The sequence below is a fragment of the Delftia sp. WSY_12 genome, assembly GCF_043104645.1.
GTDB lineage: Bacteria > Pseudomonadota > Gammaproteobacteria > Burkholderiales > Burkholderiaceae_C > Comamonas > Comamonas tsuruhatensis.
The window spans coordinates 105,839-129,337 of record NZ_JBICKW010000015.1 but is presented as its reverse complement, the minus strand read 5'-3'; the positions used below and the strand labels follow the sequence as shown (position 1 = coordinate 129,337).

Annotated in this window: 19 protein-coding genes; 6 read left to right on the top strand and 13 right to left on the bottom strand. The window is 67.8% G+C overall.

Annotated elements, in window-relative coordinates:
* Positions 1 to 48: 48 nt before the first annotated feature.
* The 9 genes from ACF8LI_RS09070 to ACF8LI_RS09030 all read right to left on the bottom strand — a co-directional run bounded on the left by ACF8LI_RS09070 (position 49) and on the right by ACF8LI_RS09030 (position 10,844).
* The gene (locus tag ACF8LI_RS09070) at positions 49 to 714 is read right to left on the bottom strand and encodes a Crp/Fnr family transcriptional regulator (protein ID WP_047326054.1); all 666 of its coding nucleotides are present in this window, start codon (positions 712 to 714) and stop codon (positions 49 to 51) included.
* 227 nt (positions 715 to 941) lie between these two features.
* Entirely contained in the window at positions 942 to 1,919 is a 978-nt protein-coding gene (locus ACF8LI_RS09065; RefSeq protein WP_047326053.1) for a DUF6999 family protein, read from the bottom strand.
* Positions 1,919 to 3,871, bottom strand: a complete 1,953-nt coding sequence (locus ACF8LI_RS09060) for a StlD/DarB family beta-ketosynthase (RefSeq protein WP_047326052.1) — start codon at positions 3,869 to 3,871, stop codon at positions 1,919 to 1,921. Before ACF8LI_RS09060 ends, ACF8LI_RS09065 begins: the two co-directional genes overlap by 1 nt.
* Positions 3,872 to 3,886: 15 nt before the next feature.
* Positions 3,887 to 4,822 (bottom strand): fatty acid desaturase, encoded by a 936-nt coding sequence (locus ACF8LI_RS09055; RefSeq protein WP_047326051.1) that lies wholly within the window; start codon positions 4,820 to 4,822, stop codon positions 3,887 to 3,889.
* A complete protein-coding gene (locus tag ACF8LI_RS09050) occupies positions 4,819 to 5,565 on the bottom strand; it encodes a sterol desaturase family protein (protein ID WP_016453752.1) in 747 nt (248 codons plus the stop codon). The genes ACF8LI_RS09055 and ACF8LI_RS09050 overlap by 4 nt, the downstream gene beginning before the upstream one ends.
* Before the next feature lie 33 nt (positions 5,566 to 5,598).
* On the bottom strand, positions 5,599 to 6,591 hold the full coding sequence (locus ACF8LI_RS09045; RefSeq protein WP_392412416.1) for a Bug family tripartite tricarboxylate transporter substrate binding protein: 993 nt from the start codon (positions 6,589 to 6,591) through the stop codon (positions 5,599 to 5,601).
* A gap of 96 nt (positions 6,592 to 6,687) precedes the next feature.
* Positions 6,688 to 7,632, bottom strand: a complete 945-nt coding sequence (gene rpoH / locus ACF8LI_RS09040) for an RNA polymerase sigma factor RpoH (protein ID WP_016450157.1) — start codon at positions 7,630 to 7,632, stop codon at positions 6,688 to 6,690.
* Between the two features lie 272 nt (positions 7,633 to 7,904).
* Complete coding sequence (locus ACF8LI_RS09035) at positions 7,905 to 8,972, bottom strand: 2,3-butanediol dehydrogenase (RefSeq protein WP_016450158.1); 1,068 nt, start codon at positions 8,970 to 8,972, stop codon at positions 7,905 to 7,907.
* 69 nt (positions 8,973 to 9,041) lie between these two features.
* Positions 9,042 to 10,844 carry an NAD(P)/FAD-dependent oxidoreductase gene (locus ACF8LI_RS09030; protein ID WP_392412415.1) on the bottom strand — a complete coding sequence of 601 codons (1,803 nt, stop codon included), beginning with the start codon at positions 10,842 to 10,844 and terminating at the stop codon, positions 9,042 to 9,044.
* 320 nt (positions 10,845 to 11,164) lie between these two features.
* Here ACF8LI_RS09030 and ACF8LI_RS09025 point away from each other — a divergent pair, with 320 nt between their 5' ends.
* Positions 11,165 to 13,123: a sigma-54-dependent Fis family transcriptional regulator gene (locus ACF8LI_RS09025; RefSeq protein WP_016450160.1), complete on the top strand. Its 1,959-nt coding sequence runs from the start codon at positions 11,165 to 11,167 to the stop codon at positions 13,121 to 13,123.
* Positions 13,124 to 13,235: 112 nt separating this feature from the next.
* On the opposite strand, the gene ACF8LI_RS09020 is transcribed toward ACF8LI_RS09025, so the two are convergent.
* Entirely contained in the window at positions 13,236 to 14,033 is a 798-nt protein-coding gene (locus ACF8LI_RS09020) for an SDR family NAD(P)-dependent oxidoreductase (protein WP_016453773.1), read from the bottom strand.
* 118 nt (positions 14,034 to 14,151) lie between these two features.
* Between ACF8LI_RS09020 and ACF8LI_RS09015 the strand changes: the two genes are divergently transcribed.
* Complete coding sequence (locus ACF8LI_RS09015; RefSeq protein WP_016450162.1) at positions 14,152 to 15,051, top strand: LysR family transcriptional regulator; 900 nt, start codon at positions 14,152 to 14,154, stop codon at positions 15,049 to 15,051.
* 29 nt (positions 15,052 to 15,080) lie between these two features.
* On the opposite strand, the gene ACF8LI_RS09010 is transcribed toward ACF8LI_RS09015, so the two are convergent.
* The 3 genes from ACF8LI_RS09010 to ACF8LI_RS09000 all read right to left on the bottom strand — a co-directional run bounded on the left by ACF8LI_RS09010 (position 15,081) and on the right by ACF8LI_RS09000 (position 17,893).
* Positions 15,081 to 16,073 carry a tripartite tricarboxylate transporter substrate binding protein gene (locus tag ACF8LI_RS09010; RefSeq protein ID WP_126312501.1) on the bottom strand — a complete coding sequence of 331 codons (993 nt, stop codon included), beginning with the start codon at positions 16,071 to 16,073 and terminating at the stop codon, positions 15,081 to 15,083.
* Between the two features lie 73 nt (positions 16,074 to 16,146).
* On the bottom strand, positions 16,147 to 16,989 hold the full coding sequence (locus ACF8LI_RS09005; RefSeq protein ID WP_392412414.1) for an alpha/beta fold hydrolase: 843 nt from the start codon (positions 16,987 to 16,989) through the stop codon (positions 16,147 to 16,149).
* A gap of 115 nt (positions 16,990 to 17,104) precedes the next feature.
* Entirely contained in the window at positions 17,105 to 17,893 is a 789-nt protein-coding gene (locus ACF8LI_RS09000; protein ID WP_016453776.1) for an IclR family transcriptional regulator, read from the bottom strand.
* A 274-nt stretch (positions 17,894 to 18,167) separates the two neighbouring features.
* Here ACF8LI_RS09000 and ACF8LI_RS08995 point away from each other — a divergent pair, with 274 nt between their 5' ends.
* The 4 genes from ACF8LI_RS08995 to ACF8LI_RS08980 all read left to right on the top strand — a co-directional run bounded on the left by ACF8LI_RS08995 (position 18,168) and on the right by ACF8LI_RS08980 (position 23,487).
* On the top strand, positions 18,168 to 19,145 hold the full coding sequence (locus ACF8LI_RS08995; RefSeq protein WP_016453777.1) for a tripartite tricarboxylate transporter substrate binding protein: 978 nt from the start codon (positions 18,168 to 18,170) through the stop codon (positions 19,143 to 19,145).
* 33 nt (positions 19,146 to 19,178) lie between these two features.
* Complete coding sequence (locus ACF8LI_RS08990) at positions 19,179 to 19,970, top strand: enoyl-CoA hydratase/isomerase family protein (protein ID WP_017406507.1); 792 nt, start codon at positions 19,179 to 19,181, stop codon at positions 19,968 to 19,970.
* 4 nt (positions 19,971 to 19,974) lie between these two features.
* Positions 19,975 to 22,077 carry an acetate--CoA ligase family protein gene (locus ACF8LI_RS08985; RefSeq protein WP_392412413.1) on the top strand — a complete coding sequence of 701 codons (2,103 nt, stop codon included), beginning with the start codon at positions 19,975 to 19,977 and terminating at the stop codon, positions 22,075 to 22,077.
* Between the two features lie 72 nt (positions 22,078 to 22,149).
* Positions 22,150 to 23,487 carry an MmgE/PrpD family protein gene (locus tag ACF8LI_RS08980; RefSeq protein WP_392412412.1) on the top strand — a complete coding sequence of 446 codons (1,338 nt, stop codon included), beginning with the start codon at positions 22,150 to 22,152 and terminating at the stop codon, positions 23,485 to 23,487.
* Positions 23,488 to 23,499: the final 12 nt, after the last annotated feature.

Genomic DNA, 23,499 nt, shown 5'->3' with positions numbered 1-23,499 from the left:
CTACCGGTCCGCCCGATCAACCGCCACGCCTCTCGCACCCCACCTCCTTCACCCCACCTCCTTCACCCCACCCCCACTGATCCTCGACAACACCGCAGGCTGCAGCACGCAATGCCATCGATCCGGCCGCTCCAGCGCGCCCAGTTGCACCAGGCGCACAAGGCTGCGTGCGATGGTTTCGCGCGTGGTGGCCAGCAGGGCGGCCAGTGCGCCCTGGCTGGGCAGGCGCACGAGCAGGCTTGACTGCAGCGCGGCCAGTTGCATCAGGGTGGCGGCCAGCTGGCGCAGCACGCCGGGGATGCGGACGATGTGGGCCCATTCCGCCAGCAGGGCGTTGTTGCAGGTGTAGCTGGTGGCCAGCGCGCGCACGAAGGCGGCATCGACCAGGCCGCGGCGCGTGATGGTGGCGATGTCCACGCAGCAGATGCGCCCCGGGCCCAGGGCCTCGAAGTGCATGGCCGAGGGCTGCTGCAGCCAGCCCGGGCTGCCCAGCGCGTGGCCGTTGCCGAACAGTGCCACGGGCCGCTGCACGCCGTCGCCGCCACGGCGGATAGCCAGGACGAAACCGAGCTTGATCACCTGGAATTCATGGGCAACGCAGCCTTGCGCCTGGAGCTTCTGGCCCTTGGCCAGGCCGCGTTCGCGGATGTGCGGCAGCCATTGCAGGAAGGCGGGTTCGGGCAGTTGCCCCAGCAGGCAGTGCGACGAACGCATGCATTCGCTGCAGCGTACGGCTGAAGGCGCAAAGGACGACGATGGCATGGCACGGACGGTTCGAAGGCGCCGCAAGCCAGGGCAGGAGGCGCCCTGGCGCTGGCAGGGACCCGGGCGTGCGGCCAGGGCGAAGCCGTGCAGGCTAGCGGGCCCTGCGGCTGAATGCAACGTGATGTAACCGTTTTCGCGCCAGATGGCGTCAATCCACCGCTGTTCCTTGACCTGGGTCAGACGGCTGCCGTGCTGCTGGCGCTGCTGGCATGGTCGGCACCGCTGGCCGTTTCGCTGCCGTGGGCGCGGGCGGCTTCGCGCATGCGTGCCAGCTCGCGTGCGGGCAGGGGGATGTCGCCGCTGGCGACCTTCATCAGCAGGCAGTGCAGCATTTCGGTGGACAGTCCGTGCAGCACCAGGCGGTGGCCGGCGCGCAGGGTGGACAGGGGCACCAGCGGGTGCTTGTTGTTGAGCATGACCAGGTGCTCGGGCGAGGCGAGGATCTTGGCCGCATAGATGGCCACGGTCTCGTCCAGCTGCAGCGAGTTGCTGGCGCGCCAGAAGTCGTTGTCGGTCAGCAGCAGCTGGTAGACGGGCGTGTAGACCTCGATGGCGCTTTGCAGGTCCAGCAGGTTCAGGCGCCCGCGCGGCATGTCCTCCAGGCGCAGGGGCGGGTTGCGCAGCATGGAGAAGTCGGGCTCGACCACGGGCTGCAGTTCCTGGCCTGCGGCGCGCAGCGCGTTGTTCAGGCGGATGACGAAGTTGAACAGGTTCAGGTCGTGCCTGAGGAACAGGTCGTCCCTGATGTCGTCGATGCTGCCTGGCTCCAGCGGTGTGGTGGACACGGGCGTGGGCGCGTTGGCCGCGACAAAGGCCAGGATCTGCGAGCCCAGGTGGAAGTGGCGCAGGATGAGCCAGTTGGCCTCGGGCGAGACGAAGCGGTTCATGCTGAAGGCCAGCAGCCGGTGCAGCAGCCTGGAGTGGGCCCAGTTGCGCGGCAGCAGCACCTTGAGGATCTGGATGAGGACGATGCTGGTGCGCGCCAGCGGCCGCAGGAAGGGCAGCAGGTACTGGCGCGAGCCGCTGCTGCAGTCGCGCAGCCAGGCGGCCTTGACGTCGTCGGGCAGCGGCGTGCTCTGGTCCAGGTACAGGGCACGCCAGGGGCTGGGGTCGCGCTCGTCGTGGGGCTGGTCGATGAAGTCTGGCGGTTGCATCAGTTCTCCTCGGTCAGGACATGCTCGAACTGCATCAGGTACAGCGCCGCCGTGTGGCGCGCGGTGCGCACGATGGCCTGCGCCGCCGTGCCCCCGGCACCGTCTGTGCCGTCCAGCGCCATCACCATCTGCACGGCCATGAGCCAGCGTTCCAGGTGGTGTTCGTCGTTGGCGCCGTGGTATTCCAGGAAGCGGAAGGCATCGGGCGGCAGCGGCAGGCTGGCGCGCAGCAGCGGCAGCAGGCTGGGCACGATGCGCTGGCCCGTGCCTTCGATGATGTAGATGGCGCCCAGCAGGCCCACGGGATTGGGCGTGGCGGCCAGGCCGTGCAGATAGGCGTTGAGCGCCTCGCCGCCGGGGTTGCGGCGCAGGCGGGTGAGGTCGGTCTCGGTGCCGCCGGCCTTCAGGTAGTCCTCGTGCAGGATGCGGAAGTCGTTCTGCTCCTCGCCCGCATGCACGTCGATCAGCGCAGCCAGCGCCCCATGTTCGCCGGTCAGCGAGGCCGCGCCCTCGCGCATCCACAGGCTGCCCTCGCGCACCTGGGGAACCCAGTGGCTCATCCAGCGCACGTAGTCCGCCGTCTGCAGCCTGCCTGTGCGTATGCGCTGCAGCAGCGGCGTGCGCCACACGCGCGAGCGGTAGTCCTGCCAGAGGCTGGCCAGTTCGGTCAGCAGCGGCGCGAGCGTGGCCGGGGCCTGGTTCGGGTCGTGGGGCGGGGCGATGGTGGAGACATCGGGCAGCAGGTCCGGGGCAGCGGGAGCTTCGGCGGTGGCACTGCGCGCTGTGGCCTTGGCCGGGGTGGCGGTGGGAGCCTGGGCCGCATCCTCCACTTCCAGCAGCATGTAGCCGGCCGTGAAGCGGCCCGATTCGGGAATGAAGCACAGCACGGTATCGCCGTGCTTCAGGCGCGCCGATTGCGTGCGCAGGAATTCGGCCAGCATCACGAAGATGGAAGCCGCGCCCGTGTTGCCGCGCCAGGCCAGGTTGCTCCACCAGCGTTCGCGCGGGATGCCGAGCTGGGCCTTTCCCAGCAACTCGTCCACCACGGGGATGAAGCGCTCCGACGAGTAGTGGCACAGGAAGTGGTCTATGCCGCGCCCGGGCACCCAGCCCGTGTGCGCCAGGTGGGCGTATTCGTGGATGCAGACATCGAACAGGTGCGGCAGCAGACGGATGTCCTGGCGCAGCGACAGCGCGCCTGCGGCCTCGGCATCGCCCCAGGCGGCAAAGTCCAGGTGGCTGGTGGCGCGGTCGGGCGTCAGGCCCAGCTGCATGCAGACCGGGTAGTCGCCCGCAAAGCTGCGCAGGTGCGTCCAGCGCAGCTTCAGGCGCAGGCCGGGCGCGTCGGGCAGGGCCTGAGGGCCGCCCAGCAGCACGGCGCCTGCGCCATCGGACAGCATCCAGCGCAGGAAGTGGGCGTCGAAATCCGTGTTGTATCCCTGGGCCGCGAAGCGCGAGCGCTTGAACAGGCGCGAGGGCATTTCGCTGGCCACGGCCAGGGCCAGCGAGTCGGGCGCGCGGTCCACGGCCTGGGCCGCCGCCTGCAGCGCGCCCACGCTGGCGGCGCAGACGCCGTGCACGGACAGGGTCTCCATGGGCGGCGCGGCCATCTCGCCCTGGATCATGCTGGCAAAGCCGGGCATGAGTGCATCGCCGCCCGAGGAACCGCTGGCCAGGAAGCCCACATCGCCCAGCGCGCGCCCGGCCTGCGCCAGGCAGTCCTGGATGGCCTGGGCGGCCATGGCCGTGTTGCTGTGCACGGTGCGGCCTTCGGCGTCGATGGCGTAGTGGCGCTGGACAATGCCGTTCTCGGCCAGGATGCGGCGCTTGAGGCGCTCGGACAGGCGGTTGAGCGGCGCCACGTAGGCATCCATGCCTGCGTTGTCCACGGGTTCACCGGGCAGGAACATGCCTGCGGCATGCAGATAGACGTTGGAATAGGCGACGGGCATGGGTTCAGGGTCGTATCAGTCGTATGTTCCGGGAGGCATTTGCGCACGCGTGCGCGCCGGCGGCCAGACCGTGCCCAGCACGAAGACGCGGGCCATGTAGGGTAGCAGTCCGCCCTCGTTGAGCGCAGGGGCCACGCGCTGGCGGTAGTGTTCGCTGTGCAGGCGCGTGAGCTCGGACCAGTGGGCCTGGGGCCGCTCGTGGTGGGCCGTGTGCAGGCCGATGTTGAACAGCAGCGGATTGACCCAGCCCTCGAAATTGCGCGCGTAGTTCAGTGGCGTGGCGCTGTCCATCCGCTGGCCGCGCGTCAGCGGCCGGCCATCGGCATGGGCGTGCTGCAGGTAGTTGGTGGCCAGCAGCCAGTGCAGGCCATGCAACTGGGGAACGATCACCAGCAGCAAGGCCTTTTGCCAATCCAGCGACAGCAGCAGTGCCCAGCTGCCCAGCCACAACAGGTACTGGCCCATGCAGTAGCGAAAGGCGCCGGGCCAATGCCGCCGCAGCTGGCCCAGCCAGCGCAGGAACAGCGGGTACAGCACCCAGCCGGCCTGCAGCGGGTGGAGCAGGTAGCCCAGCAGATGGTTGTGGTCGCCGCCGAAGCGGTAGGTGCGTGCCATGTCGCGCGGGCCGTGGCGGAAGCGGTGGTGGTTGGCCACATGGGCGGGCCAGAACACGAAGGTCGGGTGGCCTTGCAGCAGGGTCAGCCAGTAGTCGGTGAAGCGGTTGGCCCAGCGCCCGCGCCACATGCGCAAATGCGTGTGGTTGTGGTGGATGACGCCCACGCCCAGCGTGAGGAACAGCTCGATCCCGTAGAGCCACAGGTTCCAGCCGTGCTGCCACTGCCACCACACGATCAGCGGCAGCGCCACCAGATAGGCCAGCGACTGCAGGTCGCGCCCGTGGCGCAGCCGGGGCAGCCGGGGCTGGACGTGGCGAGCAGGCGGCCGGCTCATTCCGTCCTGGGCCGGGCCGTGGCGGGCAGTGCCACGCGCGTGCGCATCAACCGGTCCATGAAGGCCAGCGCAAAGCCATAGTTGCCGTTGGGCCGGGCATGGTGCAGGTGGTGGCGCCGGCTGGCGGCCAGCGCATGCGTGTCGGACACCCCGGGAAAGAAGTCGTAGTTGGAGTGGCCTATGACGTTCAGCAGCAGGCTGAGCACGGGCACCGAGGCCAGCGACCAGAAACTGAAGTCGTGCACCACCATGGGCAGCAGGATGACGTTGCCCAGCATCAGCGCCTCGATGGGATGGAAGCTGTAGGTGGACCACGGCGTGGTGACGATGGAGCGGTGGTGGTCGCCATGAAAGCGCCCCAGCAGCCGCGTGTGCAGCAGGCGGTGGTTGATCCAGAAATGCACATCGTTCCAGATCAGCAGCACCACGACTTCGATGGCAATGCGCCAGGGGCCTGCATCGGGCTCCAGCCGCGCCCACCCCAATTGCAGAAGGCCCCAGGGCACGATCATGCCGATGCCGAAGATCAGCACCGAATGCAGCGACTGGCGCCATTCGCGCTGCAACTGGTCGGGCTTGAGCGGGCGCGTGTCCAGCACGCGGCCCACGCCGCGCCGCTGCAGCCAGCGCGTGAGCGCCGACATGCCCCAGCCGCCGGCCAGGTAGAGCACGCCAAAGAAGGCCAGGCCCCAGGCCATGACCTGCCAGGCATTGAGTTCGGTAAAGGCTTGGGCTGCGGTCATGGGGGGGTCAAAGAGGGCACGTCACTGGGCGCATCATTGTGCGCGTATGCCCTGTTCGCGGATGATGCGGCCCAGCGTCGCCACGTCCTGGCGCATGCGCAGGGCCAGGCCTTCGGGCGAGCTGCCCACGGCCTGCCAGCCCTGGGCGGCCAGGCGCGCGCGCATCTCGGGCGAGCGCACGATCTCGCTCACGGCCTCGGCCAGCTTGTGCACATGGGCGGCGGGCATGGCCTTGGGCGCGGCCACGGCGTTCCAGATCTCCAGGTCGAAATCGCCCACGCCCAGCTCCTTGAGGCTGGGCAGGCCCGGCGCCAGCGGGCTGCGCGCGGCCGAGGTCACGGCCACGCCGCGCAGCTTGCCGGCCTGGACCTGGGCCATGGCCAGCGCGGGCGGCAGCATGGACAGCTGCAGGTCGCCGCCCTGGATGGCGTTGAACACCTGCGGGTAGCCGGGATAGGGAATGTGCTCGGGCCTGAGCGCGGAGCGGCTCTTGAGCAGCTCCATGCCCAGGTGGCCCACGGTGCCCACGCCGGGCGAGCCGTAGCTCCAGCGGCTGCCGGCCTGGGCAGCGGCCTCCAGGAAGGCCCGACCCTCGGGCGCGCCGGCCGGCGCCACCAGCACCAGGGGCGCCACGCCGATCAGGCTGACGGGCTGCAGGTCCTTGACGGGGTCGTAGCGCACGGCGGGGTTGAGCAGGCGGGCAATCGTCAGGTTGCCGTTGATCATCACGCTGAAGGTATGGCCATCGCGCGCACGGGCCACCTGCTCGCCTGCGATGTTGCCGCCTGCTCCCACCTTGTTCTCGACGATGACGGGCTGGCCCAGGCGCTTTTCCAGCGGCTCGGCCAGGGCGCGCGCCGTGAGGTCGGGCGAGGAGCCCGCGGGAAAGCCCACGATCAGATGCAGGGGCCTGCTGGGCCACTGGTCGCCCGCCACGGCGGCGCAAGGCAGCATGGCCGAAGCCAGGGCGGTGGCCAAGGTATTGGCGAAGAGGCGGCGTAGTGGCGAGATGGCGCGGGCGGGCATGGGTGCGTGGGGGCCGCAAAGGCTGCGGGCAATAAAAAACCCGGAGATTATCCGGGTTTGTCTTGAAGCGGCCTGTCAGCCCAGGCCGTCAGGCCATCAGGCGAACTCGGCCAGGGCCTTCTTCATCTTCTTCATGGCAGCCACCTCGATCTGGCGAATGCGCTCGGCGCTCACGCCATACACGGCGGCCAGTTCATGCAGCGTCATGCCGCCCGAGCCGTCATCGTTGACCTTGAGCCAGCGCTCCTCGACGATGCGGCGGCTGCGGTCGTCCAGCGAATCCAGCGCCATGGCAATGCCGTCGGTGGCCAGATGGTCACGCTGGCGCGACTCGATCATGGCCGTGGGCTCATGTGCGCCGTCGGCCAGATAGGCGATGGGACCGAAGGCCTGCTCGCCATCATCGCTGGGCGAGGGGTCCAGCAGCACGTCGCCACCGGCCAGGCGCGTTTCCATCTCCATGACTTCTTCGCGCTTGACGTTGAGCTTCTCGGCCATGGCGTCGATCTCGCCGGAGGTCAGCGTGTCGCGCAGCATGGCGCCGTCCTCGGCCATGGCGGCGTCGGACTTCAGGCCCTGCTTCATGGAGCGCAGGTTGAAGAACAGCTTGCGCTGGGCCTTGGTCGTGGCGACCTTGACCATGCGCCAGTTCTTGAGGATGTACTCGTGGATCTCGGCCTTGATCCAGTGCATGGCGTAGCTCACCAGGCGCACGTTCTGATCGGGATCGAAGCGCTTGACGGCCTTCATCAGGCCGACATTGCCTTCCTGGATCAGGTCGCCGTGGGGCAGGCCGTAACCCAGGTACTGGCGCGAGATGGACACCACCAGGCGCAGGTGGGACATCACCAGACGCCCTGCGGCGTCCAGGTCACTGTGTTCCTTGAGCTTGCGGGCGTAGTCCTGCTCTTCCTCGAGGGTGAGCATGGGCAGGCGGTTGACCGCGGAAATGTAGGCATCCAGATTGCCCAGAGGCGGCACCAGGGCCCAGGGGTTAGCGGGCGCCAAGGTGGTCGCAATGGAGCCGGAGGCGTTTGTCATTGCAGAGTTCCTTTCTTCCATTCCTTCATATTAGCACTCGTTAGGATTGAGTGCTAAAGCCGAAGTTCCGCGGGTTTTTCAGTCGGTTGCAGAAATCTTCGGCACTGCAAAAGTCGCTTCTGGCTAGTCTGAGCGATTTTTGGAAACCCTGCTTGCCGGCGGGAGGCATGTGTCGGCCCCCGCCGGGTTTTGACCCCTTTGCGCCCGGCTCCGCCGGCGACCGGGCGAACGGCACGAAAGATGCAGGTTCGTGCAGTCGCGGTGCCCAGCGGCTATTTGAACCGTGGCTGCACGATGATCTTCACCGCCGACTCGTTGTTGTGGATCAGCGTGTCAAAGCCCTGGGCCACCAGGTCATCGAGCTGGATGCGCTGGGTGATGAAGGGCTCGAGGTTGATCTTGCCCTCCTCGACCAGCTTGATGGTTTCCTGGTGGTCGTTGCAGTAGGCGATGGTGCCGCGCACGTCCAGCTCCTTCATGACCACGCTGTGCACGTTGATGGTGGCCGGATGGCTCCAGATGGACACGATCACCACCACGCCCGTGGCCTTCGTCGCGGCCACCAGCGTGTCCAGCACCTTGTTCACGCTGGTGCATTCGAACGACACATCCACGCCCTTGCCGCCGGTGAGCTTCATCACCTCGGCCACCACGTCCACCTCGGAGGGGTCCAGGATGTGATCGGCCACGCCCGATTCACGCGCCTTTTGCTTGCGCTTGGCACTGAGCTCGGTGATGACGACGGTCAGGCCCTTGGCCTTGAGGATGGCCGACAGCAGCAGACCGATGGGGCCGGCGCCGCCCACCAGTGCCACATCGCCGGCCTTCGCTCCGCTGCGGGTGTAGGCATGGTGGCCCACGGACAGCGGCTCGATCAGCGCGGCCTGGTCCAGTGGAATGGCATCGGAGATGGGATGCACCCAGCGGCGCTTGACGGCAATCCGCTCGGACAGCCCGCCACCGCGCCCGCCCAGGCCGATGAAGTTCATGTCCTTGGACAGGTGGTAGTTGTCGCCCGGCCCCGTGGGCACATCGTCGGCCACGATGTAGGGCTCCACCACCACATGCTGGCCGACCTGGATATCGTCCACCCCTGCGCCCACGGCGTACACCACGCCCGAGAACTCATGCCCCATGGTGATGGGTGCGGACTCGCCCGAGATGGGATGCGGGTGGCCGCAGGGCGGGATGAAGATCGGCCCTTCCATGAACTCATGCAGATCCGTGCCGCAGATGCCGCACCAGGCCACTTCGATGCCCACGGTGCCGGGCTCCACCACGGGTTCGGGGATGTCCTCGATGCGGATGTCGCCCCGGTCGTGGAAACGTGCTGCTTTCATGATTGAACTTTCTGTTTTGCAAGGCTGGGTTGGCGGGCGGCACAGCCGCCCCATGGCGATTATTCGGCCTTACCGCAGGTGATGAACTTGCTGCAGGTCATAGACACGCACTGGCAGGCCTTCCTGCCGCGCCTTGAGCTGCAGCGCCAGGTACAGCGAGTAGTGGCGCGACTGGTGCAGGTTGCCGCCGTGGAACCACAGCGCCTCTTGCTGCGTGGGCTTCCACATGTTGCGCTGCTCGCCCTCCCACGGTCCCGGGTCCTTGGTGGTGTCCGAGCCCAGGCCCCAGACCTTGCCCACCTTGTCTGCCACCTCCTGGCTGATCAGGTCGGCCACCCAGCCGTTCATGGAGCCATAGCCGGTCGCGTAGACCACCAGGTCCGCCGGCAGCTCGGTGCCATCGGCCAGCACCACCGCGTTTTCCGACAGGTGGCTGATCTGCTTGCCCGCCTGCAGCTTGATGCTGCCGTCGATCACCAGATCGCAGGCCCCCACGTCGATGTAGTAGCCCGAGGCGCGGCGCAGGTACTTCATGAAAAGGCCCGAGTCGTCATCCCCGAAGTCCAGCATGAAGCCGGTCGCCTCCAGCTGGCGGTAGAACTGAGCGTCGCGCTCGCGGATGCGGTTGTACACCGGCACCTGGAAGTCGGCCATGATGCGGTAGGGCAGCGAGGCAAAGATCAGGTCCGCCTTCCTGGTCGTCACGCCGCTGGCCACGGCGCGCTCCGAGTACAGGTCGCCCAGGCCGATGTCCATCAGCGAATCGGAGCGCACGATGTGCGTGGACGAGCGCTGCACCATGGTCACATCGGCGCCGTGCTCCCACAGGGCCGCGCAGATGTCGTGGGCGGAATTGTTGGCGCCGATCACCACCACCTTCTTGCCCGCGTAGGCGTCCGGGCCATGGTGCTGGGACGAGTGCTGCTGCTCGCCCTTGAAGATGTCCTGGCCCTTGATCTTGGGCACATTCGCCTTGCCCGACATGCCGGTGGCGAACACCACATGCTTGGGGCGCAGCACCTGCGTCTCGCCATTGCGCTCCAAGGTGACTTCCCATTCCTGCCGGTCCTCATCGAAGCGGGCGTTCAGGCAGTTGGTGGACGGCCAGTAGTTGACCTCCATCACCTTGGTGTACATCTCCAGCCAGTCGCCGATCTTGTCCTTGGGCGCGAACACGGGCCAGTTGTCCGGGAAAGGCATGTACGGCAGGTGGTCGTACCAGACCGGGTCGTGCAGGCACAGCGATTTATAGCGGTTGCGCCACTGGTCGCCGGGGCGCGCCTGGCGGTCGATGACGATGTGCGATACCCCCAGCTGGCGCAGCCGCGCGCCCAGCGCAATGCCGCCCTGGCCGCCGCCGATGACGAGCACGAAAGGCTGCCTGTCGCGGCCCAGTTCCTGGGCCTCCTGCTGGCGGCGCTCCAGCCAGGTCTGGCGGCCACGCCGGATGCCGTGCTCGGCCCCCATCGGGCGGCGCGTGCCCATGGGTTCCTCATGGCCCTTGAGCTCCTGGGCGGCCGTCAGCAGCGTCCAGATGCGTCCGTCCCTGATGCGGGCATGGCCGCCGCCGCGCGCATGGCGCGTATCGATCACGATCCAGGCGGACACCACGCCATCGGCCTCCTCCACCGCCTCGCGCTCGTCCAGCGAAAAGCGCACGGGCGCAGCGGCGTCCAGCTGCGCAGCCAGCATGTCGGCGATCTGGCTGCGCCCTTCCATGGTCTTGATGTTCCAGGTCAGCAGCACCAGGTCGCGCCAATAGCATTCATCGGCGAACAGGCGGCTGGCGGCCACGAAGTCGCGGTCTCCCAGGGCATGGTTGAGTTGGTCAAGCAGCGCCTTGGCGCGGGCGTTGGGCGTCGTATCGGTCATGGTTGTCTCCTTGATGCGGTCATGCCCGCTGGTTTTTCTTCGGGCAGGCGCTCTTACGCAATCACCATGCCAGGCAGGCCCGGCGGCAGGATGCGCCAGGCAAATCAAGGGGTTGCCTGCGCGCCTCCAGTACAAACCCTGGGCCTTGCACCCCGCTGCCCGGCGTTGCCTCCCGCGACAGGTGGGGCAGCCCTGCGACACCTGTCGCACCAGGCGTGCTGCAGCGCAGCAGGGGCAGTGGGTAAGTCTTGATTGGCGCTGCACCGTGCAGGGCACAGAATCGTCTGCGGCACGTTCAAAGCCCGCATCGACTCCACGCCATGCCCCTGCAGTCCTACGCCTCGCACATCCAGGAAATCGAAGCCTTCGGCCTGGGCTACTCCCACCGCGGGCAGGAGCGCGACCGCGCCGTGCTGCGCAGCTGGCGCCGCTGCATCGACTCCCACCGGCTCGACCCGGCGCATACCAGCGAAGCCCACATCGTCACCGAAGGCCAGCTGCGCGCGCACCGCGAGGAGTCCGAGCCGCTGATCCACATCGCCCGCCATGCGCTGGAGCGGCTGTACCAGCAGCTCAAGGGCCTGGACTACGTGCTGCTGCTGGCGGACCGGCATGGCGTGGCCGTGGACTTTCTGGGGCATGAGGCCGACAAGGGCGACCTGCGCCGCGCGGGCCTGTATCTGGGCGCGCAATGGCGCGAGGACCACTCGGGCACCTCGGCCGTGGGTGCCTGCCTTGAGACGGGCGAGGCGCTGACGGTGCACCAGAGCGACCATTTCGACTTCACCCACACCGGCCTGTCCTGCACGGCCGCGCCCATCTACGACATGCGCGGCGAACTCGCGGCGGTGCTGGACCTGTCGCTGCTGCGCTCACCTGCCGAGCGGGCCAGCCAGAACCTGGCGCTCAACCTCGTCATGGCCGCGGCGCGGCGCGTGGAGCAGGCCAACCTGATGGCGCAGTCCGGCCAGGACTGGGTGGTGCGCCTGGCCCAGTCGCCCGATTTCCTCGACGTCGATCCCGACGCCTCCATCAGCGTCGATGCACGTGGCCGCATCCGCGCCATGACCCACGCGGGCGCGCGGTTGTTGGCAGCGGCCGCGCAACTGGACTGGCGCCAGCGCAAGAGCCTCATCGGCCAGCCGCTGGAGCGTTTCTTCGACGTGGACCTGCGCCACCTGTCCGAGCTGCGCCGCAATCGCCCGGCGCAGGAGCGCATCATCCGCGCCCGCGACGGCAGCATCCTCTTCGCCCATGCCATGGAGCCGCAGCGCCGGACACGCCGCCTGCAAGCGCAGGCAAGGCCGGCGCAGCCCCCGCTGCCTGCTGCGCTGCAGGCGCTGGACACGGGTGATGCCGCACTGCAGACGCTGCTGCGCAAGGCCGCGCGGCTCGCACCGCAAGAGCTGCCCGTGCTGGTGCAGGGAGAGACCGGCGCAGGCAAGGAATACCTGGCCCGCGCGCTGCATGCATCCAGCGGCCGCAGCGGCGCCTTCATTGCCATCAACTGCGCAGCCATTCCCGAGGCACTGCTGGAGAGCGAGCTGTTCGGCTACCTGCCCGGCACCTGGACCGGCGGCGCCAGCAAGGGCCGCGAAGGGCTGATTGCTGCGGCACACGAGGGCACGCTGTTCCTTGACGAGATCGGCGACATGCCCCTGGCCCTGCAGGCCAAGCTGCTGCGGGTGCTGTCCGAATCCGAAATCACTCCCTTGGGGGCGCGCGCGCCACGGGCGGTGGCGGTGCGCTTCATCTCGGCCTCGCACCAGCCGCTGGCCGAGCTGGTGCGGCGTGGCAGCTTCCGGGAAGACCTGCTGTACCGCCTCAACGCGGCCGAGCTTCGCCTGCCTGCGCTGCGCCAGCGCAGCGACCTGCAGACCATTGCCGACCAGATGCTGGCCACCCTGGGCAGCCACCTGCACCTGGGCGACGCAGCCCGCGCCGTGCTGGCCGCGCACGCCTGGCCCGGCAACCTGCGCGAGCTGCACAACGCGCTGCGCTACGCCGCAGCCCTGTGCGGCCACGATGGCGACGGCACCATCGAGCCCGACCACCTGCCTGACCACCTGCACGATGCGCTGCACCGCGCACCAGCGCGCACCGCCTTGGCTGGCAATGCCGGCGAGCCCGCCGCACAGGCGCTGGAACAGCTGCTTGCGCAATGCCAGGGCAATGTCTCCGAGGCGGCGCGCCAGCTCGGCGTCAGCCGCTCCACCATCCACCGGCGCATCCAGCAGCTGCAGCTTGGCGTGCGGCATGCCCATTGGCGCGGGACATAGCACGGCCTTCGCCCCAGGGCCCATGCGATGTCCATGGCGGCTGGCCGCGGCGATCGGCCCGTCGGTCGCAGCGCCAGGTCAGTCGCAGTGCAAGTCCAGTCGCAGTGCAATTTCAGTCGCAGCGTGCGGTCATGCCGCCGTCCACGACAAGCTCGGTTCCCGTCACGAAGCGGGCCTCGTCGCTGGCCAGATACAAGGCGGCACTGGCGGTATCGCGGCCATCGCCCATGAAGCCCAGCGGGATGCGCCTGACCCGCGAGGCCAGCAGCGTCTCCACATCGCCGCCTGTGCGCTGCCTGGCCAGCCGCGCTTCCACCATGGGGGTGTGCAGCTGGCCCGGCACCACCGTGTTCACGCGAATGCCGTCAGGCGCATGCTGCACGGCCACCACGCGGGACAGGTGGATCACGCCGGCCTTGCTGGCCGCATAGGCGACCTGCGCGCTGCCGGTCCAGCGCAGGCCCGAGGTGGACGCCACGTTGACGATGGCGCCGCTGCCGCGTTCGACCATGTGCGGGAGCACATGCTTGCAGGTCAGAAAGACGCTCTTGAGGTTGATGTCGATCTGGCTGTCCCAGTCCTGCTCGCTCAGCTGAATGGGGCCGCCGGCTGCGGAGCCGCCCACGTTGTTGATCAGGATGTCCGGGACGCCCCAGGCCTGCAGGCAGGCCTGGACCATGGCCTTGACGCTGGACGAGTCGGTGACATCGCAGATGCAGGTCGTGATGGACGCTGCCGCCTCGCCGGCCAGGGACAGCGTTTCGTCAAGCCGCGCCTGGTCACGGTCCACCGCCAGCACCTTCGCGCCTTCCTCCGCCAGGCGCACGGCCATGGCCCTGCCGTTGCCCCAGCCTGCTGCCACGCATCCGGCCCCCGTAACGATGGCTATCTTGGACTTGAACCTGCTCATTGGCTTTCCTCATGTGACACGGTGGAGCCGCTGTGGCAAGCGGCGATGCAGGCCAGTTTGCGATCGATGCCGGCAAAGTTAAACTGGATGGCGCCTATACCAGCTATGTTGAATACCTATGGATCTGCGCCAACTGGAGTACTTCGTCGCCGTGGTGGAGCACGGCAGCATCAGCCGCGCGGCCGTGGCGCTGAATTTGGCGCAGCCGAGCGTGAGCCGCCAGATCGCACTGCTGGAAGAGGAGCTGGGGCAGCGGCTGCTGGACAGGACAGGGCGCGGCGTGGCAGCAACCGCGGCCGGGGAGACACTGCTGTCGCATGCCCGCACGATGCTCAACTCGGCCAGCCAGGCGCTGTCCGATCTCAAGGAAATGCATGCCGAGCCCGTCGGCAGCGTGGTCGTGGGCCTGCCCCACCGGGTGGCGGCAAGCCTGGCCGTGCCGCTGATACGGGAGTTCCGGCGCCGGCTGCCGCATGCACTGCTTTCGGTGGTGGAGGGGCTGAGCCTGTCCTTGCGTGAGGGAATGATTGCGGGCCGCATCGACCTGGGTCTGATGTTCGACCCTGCTCCGACGCCCCTGCTGTCCTACGAACCCCTGATGCGCGAGTCCATGCTGCTGGTGGCTCCCAAGGGCTACCGGTTGCCGTCGCGCATCGGCCTTTCGGCCCTGGCGGACTTTCCGCTGGTGCTGCCGGGCACCCATAACCCGATACGCAGCCTCGTGGACGCCGTCCTGCTGCCGCGCAAGATCCGGCTGAACGTGGTGGCCGAGGTGGGGGCCGTGCACACGGCGCTGTCCGTGGTGGAGGAGGGACTGGCTTGCTCCATTCTTCCGGACAGTGCGTTGAATCTGGCCGGTGCCCGCACTGGCATACAGTCTGCGCCCATCGGCCCGCCGGCCATACGCAACCAGCTCGTGCTGGCCATGCCCAGGGCGCGTCCCGCGAACCGGCTGATCGCGGAAACCGCCAAGTTGCTGCGCGAGCTTGACTTTCGCAAGGGCGCCCGCGCCGTGTAGGGCATGCCTCCCGGATCGGAAGCGGCAGGTCAGTCGATGCGGATGCCCGCTTCCCTGACGGCCTTGCCGATCTTGTTCAGGTCGTCAGCGATCAATTTCCGGAACTGCGCAGGACTGGACTTCGCGGGGACAAAGGACAGTTCGGCGAACCTGGATTTCAGCGACGGCGCCTCCACGGCCTTTGAAATTTCGGTGTTCAACCTGTGGGTGATGTCTGCGGGCAGGCCGGCCGGGCCCCAGATTCCGTACCAGGACAGGAGCTCGAACCCGGCAATGGTGCCCTCCGCCAGCGTCGGCACATCGGGCAGCGACGGGACGCGGGTCTTGCTGGTGACGGCAAGGGGCCGCAGACGGCCGGCCTGCACGAAGGGCATGACACCCGGCATGGGCGAGATGGCCGCGGAGACATGGCCGCCGATCACGTCCGTCAATTGGGGAACGGCGCCCTTGTAGGCGACGATGTCCATCTGCAGGCCAAGGGCCCGGTTCAGCATCTCTTCGCTCAGGTGGCTGGTGGTACCCAGGCCGGAAGTCGCCCAGGTGTACTTGCCTGGATGGGCCCTGGCCAGTTGCACGAACTCTGCCACGGTCCTGACGGGCAACTCGTTGGTGACCGCCACGATCAGCGGCACGTACCCGATTTGCCCCACGGGCGTGAAGTCACGCTCGGCGTCATAGGTTTTCTTGGAACTGACCAGCGGCAGGTAGGCATGGCTGGAGGCATTGAAGATGAGCGTGTATCCGTCAGGCTTGGCCTTCTTGACCTGCAGGGTTCCCAACAGGCCGGAAGCCCCCGGAACGTTCTCGATCACGATGGCCTGGCCCAGCTGCCTTTGCAGTTGGTCGGCCACCAGGCGGCCCACGGTGTCGATCGAGCCACCCGGCGTGTACGGAATCACCATGCGGATCGGCTTGCCCGGATAGTCTTGCGCGCACACCAGGGTGCAGGTGGCCCAGGCCGCACAGGTCATGGCGAACTTCCAGGCTTTCCTGATGGCGGCTGCGGGCGTGTGGATGGTCATCTTTGTCTCCTGAGCACTGTTTCTGTCCGGCGCATCCCCGAAGGGGCCGGGTGTCTTGCGGGCAAGGGCTGGCCTAGGCGGCGTACACGCGGCGCGTGAATGCCGCAATGGCGTCTGCCATGGCAAGGGGCTGCTCGGGCGCCAGGGCGTGGCCCGCGTCGGCAATCACCTGTTCCGTCACCCGCTCGCCCAGGCAGGACTTCATCACATGGGGGATCACGACCGCGTCATGCTCGGCCCGAAGGTCCAGTATGGGAACGGTCGTTCCTGCGCTGAAGTAGTCATCGACGGGCGTGACGCGCCGTACATGGCCTTGCGCTTCATGGGCCTGGGCGTTCCACCCGTCCAGCCAGGCGCTGGGGTCATGTCCCGGGGCAAAGAAGGCGCGGCGCAGGCAGTCCAGGCGCTGCTCCCTGGACAGCCGTGCATCGCCCGCGCCGTCGATTGCGTCCCGCAGGCGGCCATACGGCATTTCGTCCGATCCCGGCGGCAGCTTGCCTGCCGAGGCGGCGGCCATGACGACGCCGCGCACCAGGTCCGGCCTGTCGGCCGCCAGCATGCGCGCCGGCTGGCTGCCCCAGGCATGACCCACGACCACGACAGGGCCGGTGGCTTCGTGGTCGATGACGGCCGCGACGTCGGCTGCGAAGTCATGCAGCGTCAGCCCCTGCATGGGGCCACGGCTTTGGCCTATGCCCCGAGGCTCGGGGCGCAGTACCCGCAGCCCTTGCGCCTGCAGATGGCGGGCAACGACGTCGTAGTCCCGGCCGGAACGGGCCAGCGATGGCAGCATGCAGACGACCGGCCCTGCGCCCTGGTCCGCATACTCGATTTGAATCTCGTCCTTCGCAGCCTGCGGGCGGTAGCGCACGAGCCGGCGAGTGACGCCGGTTGTCTCCAGATGGGTGTTTGTCATGCCGCCAGTCTGGGTTTCGGGCGCCATTGCGATAAGGCAATGCAGCCTATATCAGCTATGTTTTTTCCCTATGCAAAGCGGGCCGCCCGCAGGTGCGCGGAACGGCGGCCAAACCTCACCGTTTCTCCAGCAGGCTCTGAATCTGGCGGCCCAGCTGCAGCAACGCCGGGTGCAGCTCCTGCACGATGGCTGGCACAGGCTCCGTCGTGGACACGCTGCAGTTCAGGACATAGATGGCATCGGGTGTCACCAGCGGCGTGGCCAGTGCAACCACTTCCGGCTGCCACGATGCAGCGCAGAAGCCTTGGCTTTTCACGGACCTGATGGCCGCCTGGATCTGTTTTTCCAGGTCGCGCCATTGGGCGCCTCTCTTGAGCCTGAAGCTGTCGAACAGTGCCTTGCGCCTGGCAGGCGGCGCCACGGCAAGGTAGGCACGGCCCAGCGACGTCAGCTCCATGGGCACACGCTGACCCGACACCACATGCCTGAGCACAATCCGGCGGTTGTAGCGGATCGATTCCAGATAGACCATCTCGTCCCTGTCGGGACAGGCCAGGCCCACGTTGATCCTGCGTGTCTCGGCGAGGGTGCGCATCAGGGGGGCCGCCATCGACAGCACCGTCGATCCGGTACGCATGGCGTGCGCCAGGCTCAGGACAGCGGGAGCCAGGCGAAAGGCGCGGCTTTGGTGATCGGCCTGCAGCATGCCGCAGCCCACCAGGGTCTGCGTCAGCCGGCTCACGGTGGCCTTGGACAGTCCGGTGCGTTCCACCAGGTCGCCGTTGCCCAGCAGTTCCGACCCGGGCCTGAACGCACGGAGTATTTCGATGCCTCTTTCCAGGGAGCGGTTGCTCGGGGACTGACCGGGCTTGTCATGGAGTATGGGGGATCGCCTGTGGGTCATGTTGCTGCCGCCTGCGGGAGGACCGGTTCATCCTCGGTTGAAAGCCTGGTTCTTGCTGCACAGGCGCGGGCGCCTGATGGCGTGGAGTATTCCACCGAAAGGATGGCAGATGAAAACGCAAGTCCTGGCGCGCTCGCTGTGCGGTTTCACTGGTTGGAACATGGGGGATCACAACTGCGGTGCGTTTCCCTAAGCTTTCACCAATCCGTCGCCAGCGTCATCGCAACGCTTGCGCATGGAACGGACCTCTGCCCATAGAACCAGGAGACACACCATGCTTCGTTTCGCCGCCCGCCGTTGCGCCAGGGCCATTGCGCTCATTGCCGTGCTCGCGACTGCCTGCAACGCAGTCTTTGCAGCCTTCCCCGAAAAGCCCGTGCGCCTCGTCGTGCCCTTCGCGCCCGGTGGCGGAACCGACCTGATCGCACGCACGCTGGGGGCCGAGATGGCCAAGGACCTGGGCCAGCCCGTCATCGTGGACAACAAGCCCGGTGCCGGCACGATCATCGGCACCGACAACGTTGCCAAGAGCGCGCCGGACGGCTACTCCGTGGTCGTGGCTTCCTTCGCGCACGCCGTCAATCCGGCGCTGCAGGCCAAGCTGCCGTACGGGAGCAACAAGGCCTTCGCGCCGGTGATCCTGATCGGCCGCGGCCCCAACGTGCTGGTGGTGCCCGCCGCCAGCCCGTACAAGACGGTGGCGGACGTGATGGCCGCCGCCAAGGCCAGTCCCGACAAGCTGACCTATGCCTCGCAGGGCGCAGGAACGTCGGCGCATCTGGCGGGTGAGCTGTTTGCCAACCTGGCCAAGGTCAGGATCACCCATGTGCCCTACCGTGGCGCAGGCCCGGCACTCACCGATCTGATGGGTGGCCAGGTGGACATGATGTTTGCCACCGCGGCGGCGGTATCCACCTTCATCGACAACGGCAAGCTGCGCGTGCTGGGTGTGACCACGGCCGAGCCGTCTGCGGCCTTCAAGGATGCGCCGCCCATCGCCGTCACCGTCCCGGGCTACCGCGTCGAGAGCTGGTACGGCCTGTACGTGCCGGCCGCCACGCCCGCTGCCGTGATCGAGCGCCTGAACACTGCGGCCCGCAAGGCGGCCCGTTCGCCGGACTTTGTTCGCAAGCTGGAACACGAAGGCCTGGTGGTCAATGCCGGGCCGGCGGCGGAACTGGACACCTATGTGCAGGCCGAGGAAAAGCGCTGGGCCCAGATCGTCAGGCAAAACAACATCCATCCCGATTGATCGCATTGCCCGCGATCGCCTTGAGAGCACGCCATGAACTACGAACTGATCCAACTGAATGTCGCCGATGCGGTGGCGACCGTGACCCTGAACCGCCCCGACAAGCGCAACGCCATGAGCGATGACATGCGCACCGAGTTCATCGATGCCCTGGAGCGCGTGGCGGCAGACAAGGCCATCAAGGCCCTGGTGCTGACAGGCGCGGGCAAGGGCTTTTGCGCCGGCGGGGACATTGCCGGAATGCAAAGGCGCATGAACGCGCCTGCGGGCGAGGTGGGCTTCAACGGCTGGCAGCGCCAGCAGCGCGTGCACCACGTCCAGGCCCTGTTGCACACCATGCCCAAGCCCGTGATCGCCGCCGTCAACGGCGCAGCGTCGGGCCTGGGCGCGGACACGGCGCTGGCCTGTGATTTCGTCATTGCCAGCGAGTGGGCCAGCTTCGCCTGGAGCTATGTGCTGCGCGGCATCATCCCCGACGGCGGCGGCATGTACTTCCTGCCGCGCCGCGTGGGCCTGGCCAAGGCCAAGGAGCTGATCTTCACCGGCCGCCAGGTCAAGCTGCCGGAAGCCCTGGCCCTGGGCATCGTGGACCGCCAGGCCAGCGCCGAGACCTTGGTGGCAGACGCCCAGGCCTGGGCGCGCGAGCTGTCCTCGGCTTCTTCCACCGCGCTGGCATTGACCAAGACCATCCTGAACCAGAGCTTCGAGCTGTCTTCGCACGATGTCTTCGCACAGGGAAGCCAGGCCCAGGGCATCTGCTACACCAGCAGTGAACACCGCGCATCGGTGGAGGCCTTCCTGGCCAAGACGGCCGCCAAGGAGTGATGCCATGAGCCAAGCCATTGCCAAGCTGCTGTCGCCGCGCAGCGTCGCCGTCATAGGCGCCTCTGCCGACCTGAAAAAGACCACGGGCCGCCCGGTGGCCTACCTGCAAAAGCACGGGTTTGCCGGCCGCATTCTTCCCGTCAATCCGCGCGTGGAGCGCATCGGCGATCTGGCCTGCTATCCCGATGTGGCCTCGTTGCCTGAAGTGCCCGATGTGGCCGTGGTGCTGCTGGGCGCCGAGCGTGCGCACCTGGCCGTCAGGGAACTGTCGGCGCTGGGCTGCGCGGCAGCCATCGTGCTGGCCAGCGGCTATACGGAAACGGGCGAGGACGGGGCGCACCGCCAGCGGCAGCTGATCGAGGCGGCCGGCAGCATGCGCCTGCTGGGGCCCAACACCATCGGCCTGGTCAACCTGACCGACCGGATCGTGCTGTCGCCTTCTGGGGCGCTGGAGATGGATGAGTTCCCCGCGGGCGGCATTGGCGTCGTCTCGCAAAGCGGCGGCATCCTGGGCTCGCTGCTGTCGCGCGCGGCCGCGCGTGGCATCGGGCTGTCCAAGCTCATTTCCACCAGCAATGAAGTGGATCTGGAACTGGCCGACTTCATCGATCACCTGGCCGATGACCCGGCCACCAAGGTGATCGCGCTGTATGTGGAGACGGTGCGCCATCCCGCCAGGTTCCGTGCCGCCTGCCTGAAGGCCGCGCGTGCCGGCAAGCCCGTGGTGGCCTTCAAGATCGGCCGCTCCGAGGCCGGCGCCAAGGCCGCCGTATCGCACACGGGCGCCATGGCCGGAGCCGATCGCATGTACGACGCGCTGTTCCGCCAGGTCGGCGTGATCCGTGCGCACAGCTTTGCCGACCTGCTGGACGTGCCCGCTGCGCTGGCCACGGGCCGCAGGCTGCGCGGCAGGCGTATCGCCATCCTGACTTCCACCGGCGGTGCGGGCACCCTGGTGTCGGACGATCTGGGCGTGGCCGGATTCGACACGCCTGCGCCGGACGAGGCGACGGCCGATGCACTGCGCGCGCTGCAGACCGGCAGCGAAGCCGTGCTGGACCGCAACCCCATCGACGTGACCCTGGCGGGCCTGCGTCCCGACCTGCTGCGCGGCGCCATCAATGCCTTGCTGGCAAGCCCCAGCTACGACGCGCTGGTGATCATCGTCGGCTCCTCCAGCCTGGCCATGCCCGAGCTGCTGGCCGGCGCCATCCAGGAGTGCCTCCCCCACTCCGACAAGCCGGTGCTGGCCTATGTCAGCCCGCATGCGCCGGAAATCGGCGCGCTGCTCACGCAACGCGGCGTGCCGGCCTTCGCTGCGGCGGAAAGCTGCACGGCCGCGCTGGCGGGCATGCTGCGAGTCAACGGCTTCCAGGGTGCGCCTTCCGAGCTGGTCGTCGGCAAGGACACCCAGCAGGAACTGGACCTGCCCGTTGGCTGCCTCGATGAAGCGCAGGCCAAGGCCGTTTTCCGCCGTTTCGGCGTGCCGTGCGCGGCCGAGCGTGTGGTGCGCACCGCCGAAGAGGCCGAAGCCGCCGCGCGCGAACTGGGCGGCCGGGTGGTGCTCAAGATCCTTTCGTCCCGGATCACGCACAAGAGCGATGTCGGCGGTGTCGCCGTCGGCCTGACTGCGCAAACCATAGGTGCCCGGTTGGGCGCGATGGTGGCCGACGTGCAGGCCAGGGCGGGTGTGCGTCCGGACCGGTTCCTGGTGCAGCAGATGGTGGCCGGCGGCACCGAGCTGATCCTGGGCCTGCACAAGGATGCGCTGGGCACCGCCGTGATGCTGGGCATGGGGGGCGTTGCGGCCGAATTGTTCCAGGACACCACGCTGCGCCTGCTGCCGGACGATGGGACACAACTGGGTGTGCTGAGCCGCTCAGAAGCGCTGGACATGGCCAGTGAGCTCAAGACCTGGCCGCTGCTGGACGGATTTCGCGGCCGCCGCAAGGCGGATGTCGATGCCCTGGCCGATGCCATCGTCGCGTTCTCTGCGATGGCCGCCCAACTGGGCGACCGCGTGATCGAGGCGGAGATCAACCCGGTGTTCGTGCTGCCGCAGGGCCAAGGCGTGTGCGCTGCGGATGGTGTGCTGGTTCTGGCCTGAGGGGCCGGCCACTGCACATTTGTGCCAAAAAAGTGAGACTGCCCCGGCCAGTGTTCATCCAGGAGACCACGCATGCATGCGACCGAAGTGTTCGGACAATTTGCCTCTCGATACCAACGCACCGAGCTTCCCGACACCGTCATCCACCACGCCAAGCGGGCCGTGATCGACTGGTATGCCTCCCTGTTCCCGGGCCTGGGCTGCGCCCCTCTTGCACAGTTGGAACAGGTGCTTGCCGAGGATCTGGACCGTGGGTCCTGCCGGCTTGGAAACGGCCGCATGGCCAAGGCGCGGGCGGCGGCACTTTTCAACGGCTCGGCGGCCCATGCCGCCGAGGTGGACGACAGCTTCCGCGATGCCATGTACCACCCCGGGGCAGCAACCATTGCAGCGGCGTTGGCGGCAAGCCAGCAGGCAGGGGCCAGTGGCCTGGAATTCCTGCGTGCCGTGGTGCTGGGCTATGAGGTCTCCACCCGCATCGGCGTGACCCTGGGCCGGGCCCACTACCGCTTCTGGCACAACACCGGCACCGTGGGCGTCTTCGGGGCAGCGGCGGCCGCAGGGTATGCGCTGCGGCTGGATGCAGGGCCATTCGCCCATGCACTGGCCACGGCGGCCACCTTCTCTGCGGGTCTGCAGCAGGCATTCCGCATGGATTCGATGTCCAAGCCCCTGCATGCCGGGCGCGCAGCGGAGGCCGGCCTGCTGGCTGCGCAACTCGCGCACAGGGGGGTGACGGGATCGCTGGATGTGCTGGAGGGGGAGTCGGGCCTGGGCCGCGCTGTCAGCGACGGACCGGACTGGTCAGGCATCGGGGACACGCTGGGCAGGGACTTCCACATCACCCGGCTCACCTTCAAGAACCATGTCGGCTGCGGCCATACCTTTGCGGCCATCGACGCCGCGCTGGCTCTGCGCAGCCAGCATGCCCTGCGGGCGGACGACATCTGCAGCGTGGCCGTGGCCACCTATGGCCCGGCCCTGGATATCGCCTGCTACACCGATCCCGTGACCGAAAACGAAGCGCGCTTCAGTCTCCGGTTCGTGGTGGCGACGGCCTTGGTCCATGGCAGCGTGCGAATGTCCGCTTACACCCCCGAGCGCCTGGCCGATCCCGCCGTGCGCGCGATGCTCGAGCGCGTCCAGGTCTCGGTGGACCCGCAAATCGATAGGGCCTTCCCGGGAAAGAGATCGGCGCGCCTGGAAATCGTTGCCAGGGATGGACGCCGCCATGTCTGGTTGCAGCCCGATCGCAAGGGCGATCCCGAACTGCCGTTGTCGGATGGGGAGCTGGAGGACAAGTTCATGGAGCTTGCCGCTCCCGTCGCCGGCGCGGGACGTGCCCGGCAGCTGCTGTCAAACATCTGGGGGCTTGAGCGGGCGAGCTGCCTGCGGGGTCTTGCGGTCTGACAAGGCGCAAGC

Bases quoted from the DNA above. Each gene is read 5' to 3' on its own strand.
- ACF8LI_RS09070 (WP_047326054.1), bottom strand. From the start codon at position 714: ATGCGTTCGTCGCACTGCCTGCTGGGGCAACTGCCCGAACCCGCCTTC.
- ACF8LI_RS09065 (WP_047326053.1), bottom strand. From the start codon at position 1,919: ATGCAACCGCCAGACTTCATCGACCAGCCCCACGACGAGCGCGACCCC.
- ACF8LI_RS09060 (WP_047326052.1), bottom strand. From the start codon at position 3,871: ATGCCCGTCGCCTATTCCAACGTCTATCTGCATGCCGCAGGCATGTTC.
- ACF8LI_RS09055 (WP_047326051.1), bottom strand. From the start codon at position 4,822: ATGAGCCGGCCGCCTGCTCGCCACGTCCAGCCCCGGCTGCCCCGGCTG.
- ACF8LI_RS09050 (WP_016453752.1), bottom strand. From the start codon at position 5,565: ATGACCGCAGCCCAAGCCTTTACCGAACTCAATGCCTGGCAGGTCATG.
- ACF8LI_RS09045 (WP_392412416.1), bottom strand. From the start codon at position 6,591: ATGCCCGCCCGCGCCATCTCGCCACTACGCCGCCTCTTCGCCAATACC.
- rpoH (WP_016450157.1), bottom strand. From the start codon at position 7,632: ATGACAAACGCCTCCGGCTCCATTGCGACCACCTTGGCGCCCGCTAAC.
- ACF8LI_RS09035 (WP_016450158.1), bottom strand. From the start codon at position 8,972: ATGAAAGCAGCACGTTTCCACGACCGGGGCGACATCCGCATCGAGGAC.
- ACF8LI_RS09030 (WP_392412415.1), bottom strand. From the start codon at position 10,844: ATGACCGATACGACGCCCAACGCCCGCGCCAAGGCGCTGCTTGACCAA.
- ACF8LI_RS09025 (WP_016450160.1), top strand. From the start codon at position 11,165: ATGCCCCTGCAGTCCTACGCCTCGCACATCCAGGAAATCGAAGCCTTC.
- ACF8LI_RS09020 (WP_016453773.1), bottom strand. From the start codon at position 14,033: ATGAGCAGGTTCAAGTCCAAGATAGCCATCGTTACGGGGGCCGGATGC.
- ACF8LI_RS09015 (WP_016450162.1), top strand. From the start codon at position 14,152: ATGGATCTGCGCCAACTGGAGTACTTCGTCGCCGTGGTGGAGCACGGC.
- ACF8LI_RS09010 (WP_126312501.1), bottom strand. From the start codon at position 16,073: ATGACCATCCACACGCCCGCAGCCGCCATCAGGAAAGCCTGGAAGTTC.
- ACF8LI_RS09005 (WP_392412414.1), bottom strand. From the start codon at position 16,989: ATGACAAACACCCATCTGGAGACAACCGGCGTCACTCGCCGGCTCGTG.
- ACF8LI_RS09000 (WP_016453776.1), bottom strand. From the start codon at position 17,893: ATGACCCACAGGCGATCCCCCATACTCCATGACAAGCCCGGTCAGTCC.
- ACF8LI_RS08995 (WP_016453777.1), top strand. From the start codon at position 18,168: ATGCTTCGTTTCGCCGCCCGCCGTTGCGCCAGGGCCATTGCGCTCATT.
- ACF8LI_RS08990 (WP_017406507.1), top strand. From the start codon at position 19,179: ATGAACTACGAACTGATCCAACTGAATGTCGCCGATGCGGTGGCGACC.
- ACF8LI_RS08985 (WP_392412413.1), top strand. From the start codon at position 19,975: ATGAGCCAAGCCATTGCCAAGCTGCTGTCGCCGCGCAGCGTCGCCGTC.
- ACF8LI_RS08980 (WP_392412412.1), top strand. From the start codon at position 22,150: ATGCATGCGACCGAAGTGTTCGGACAATTTGCCTCTCGATACCAACGC.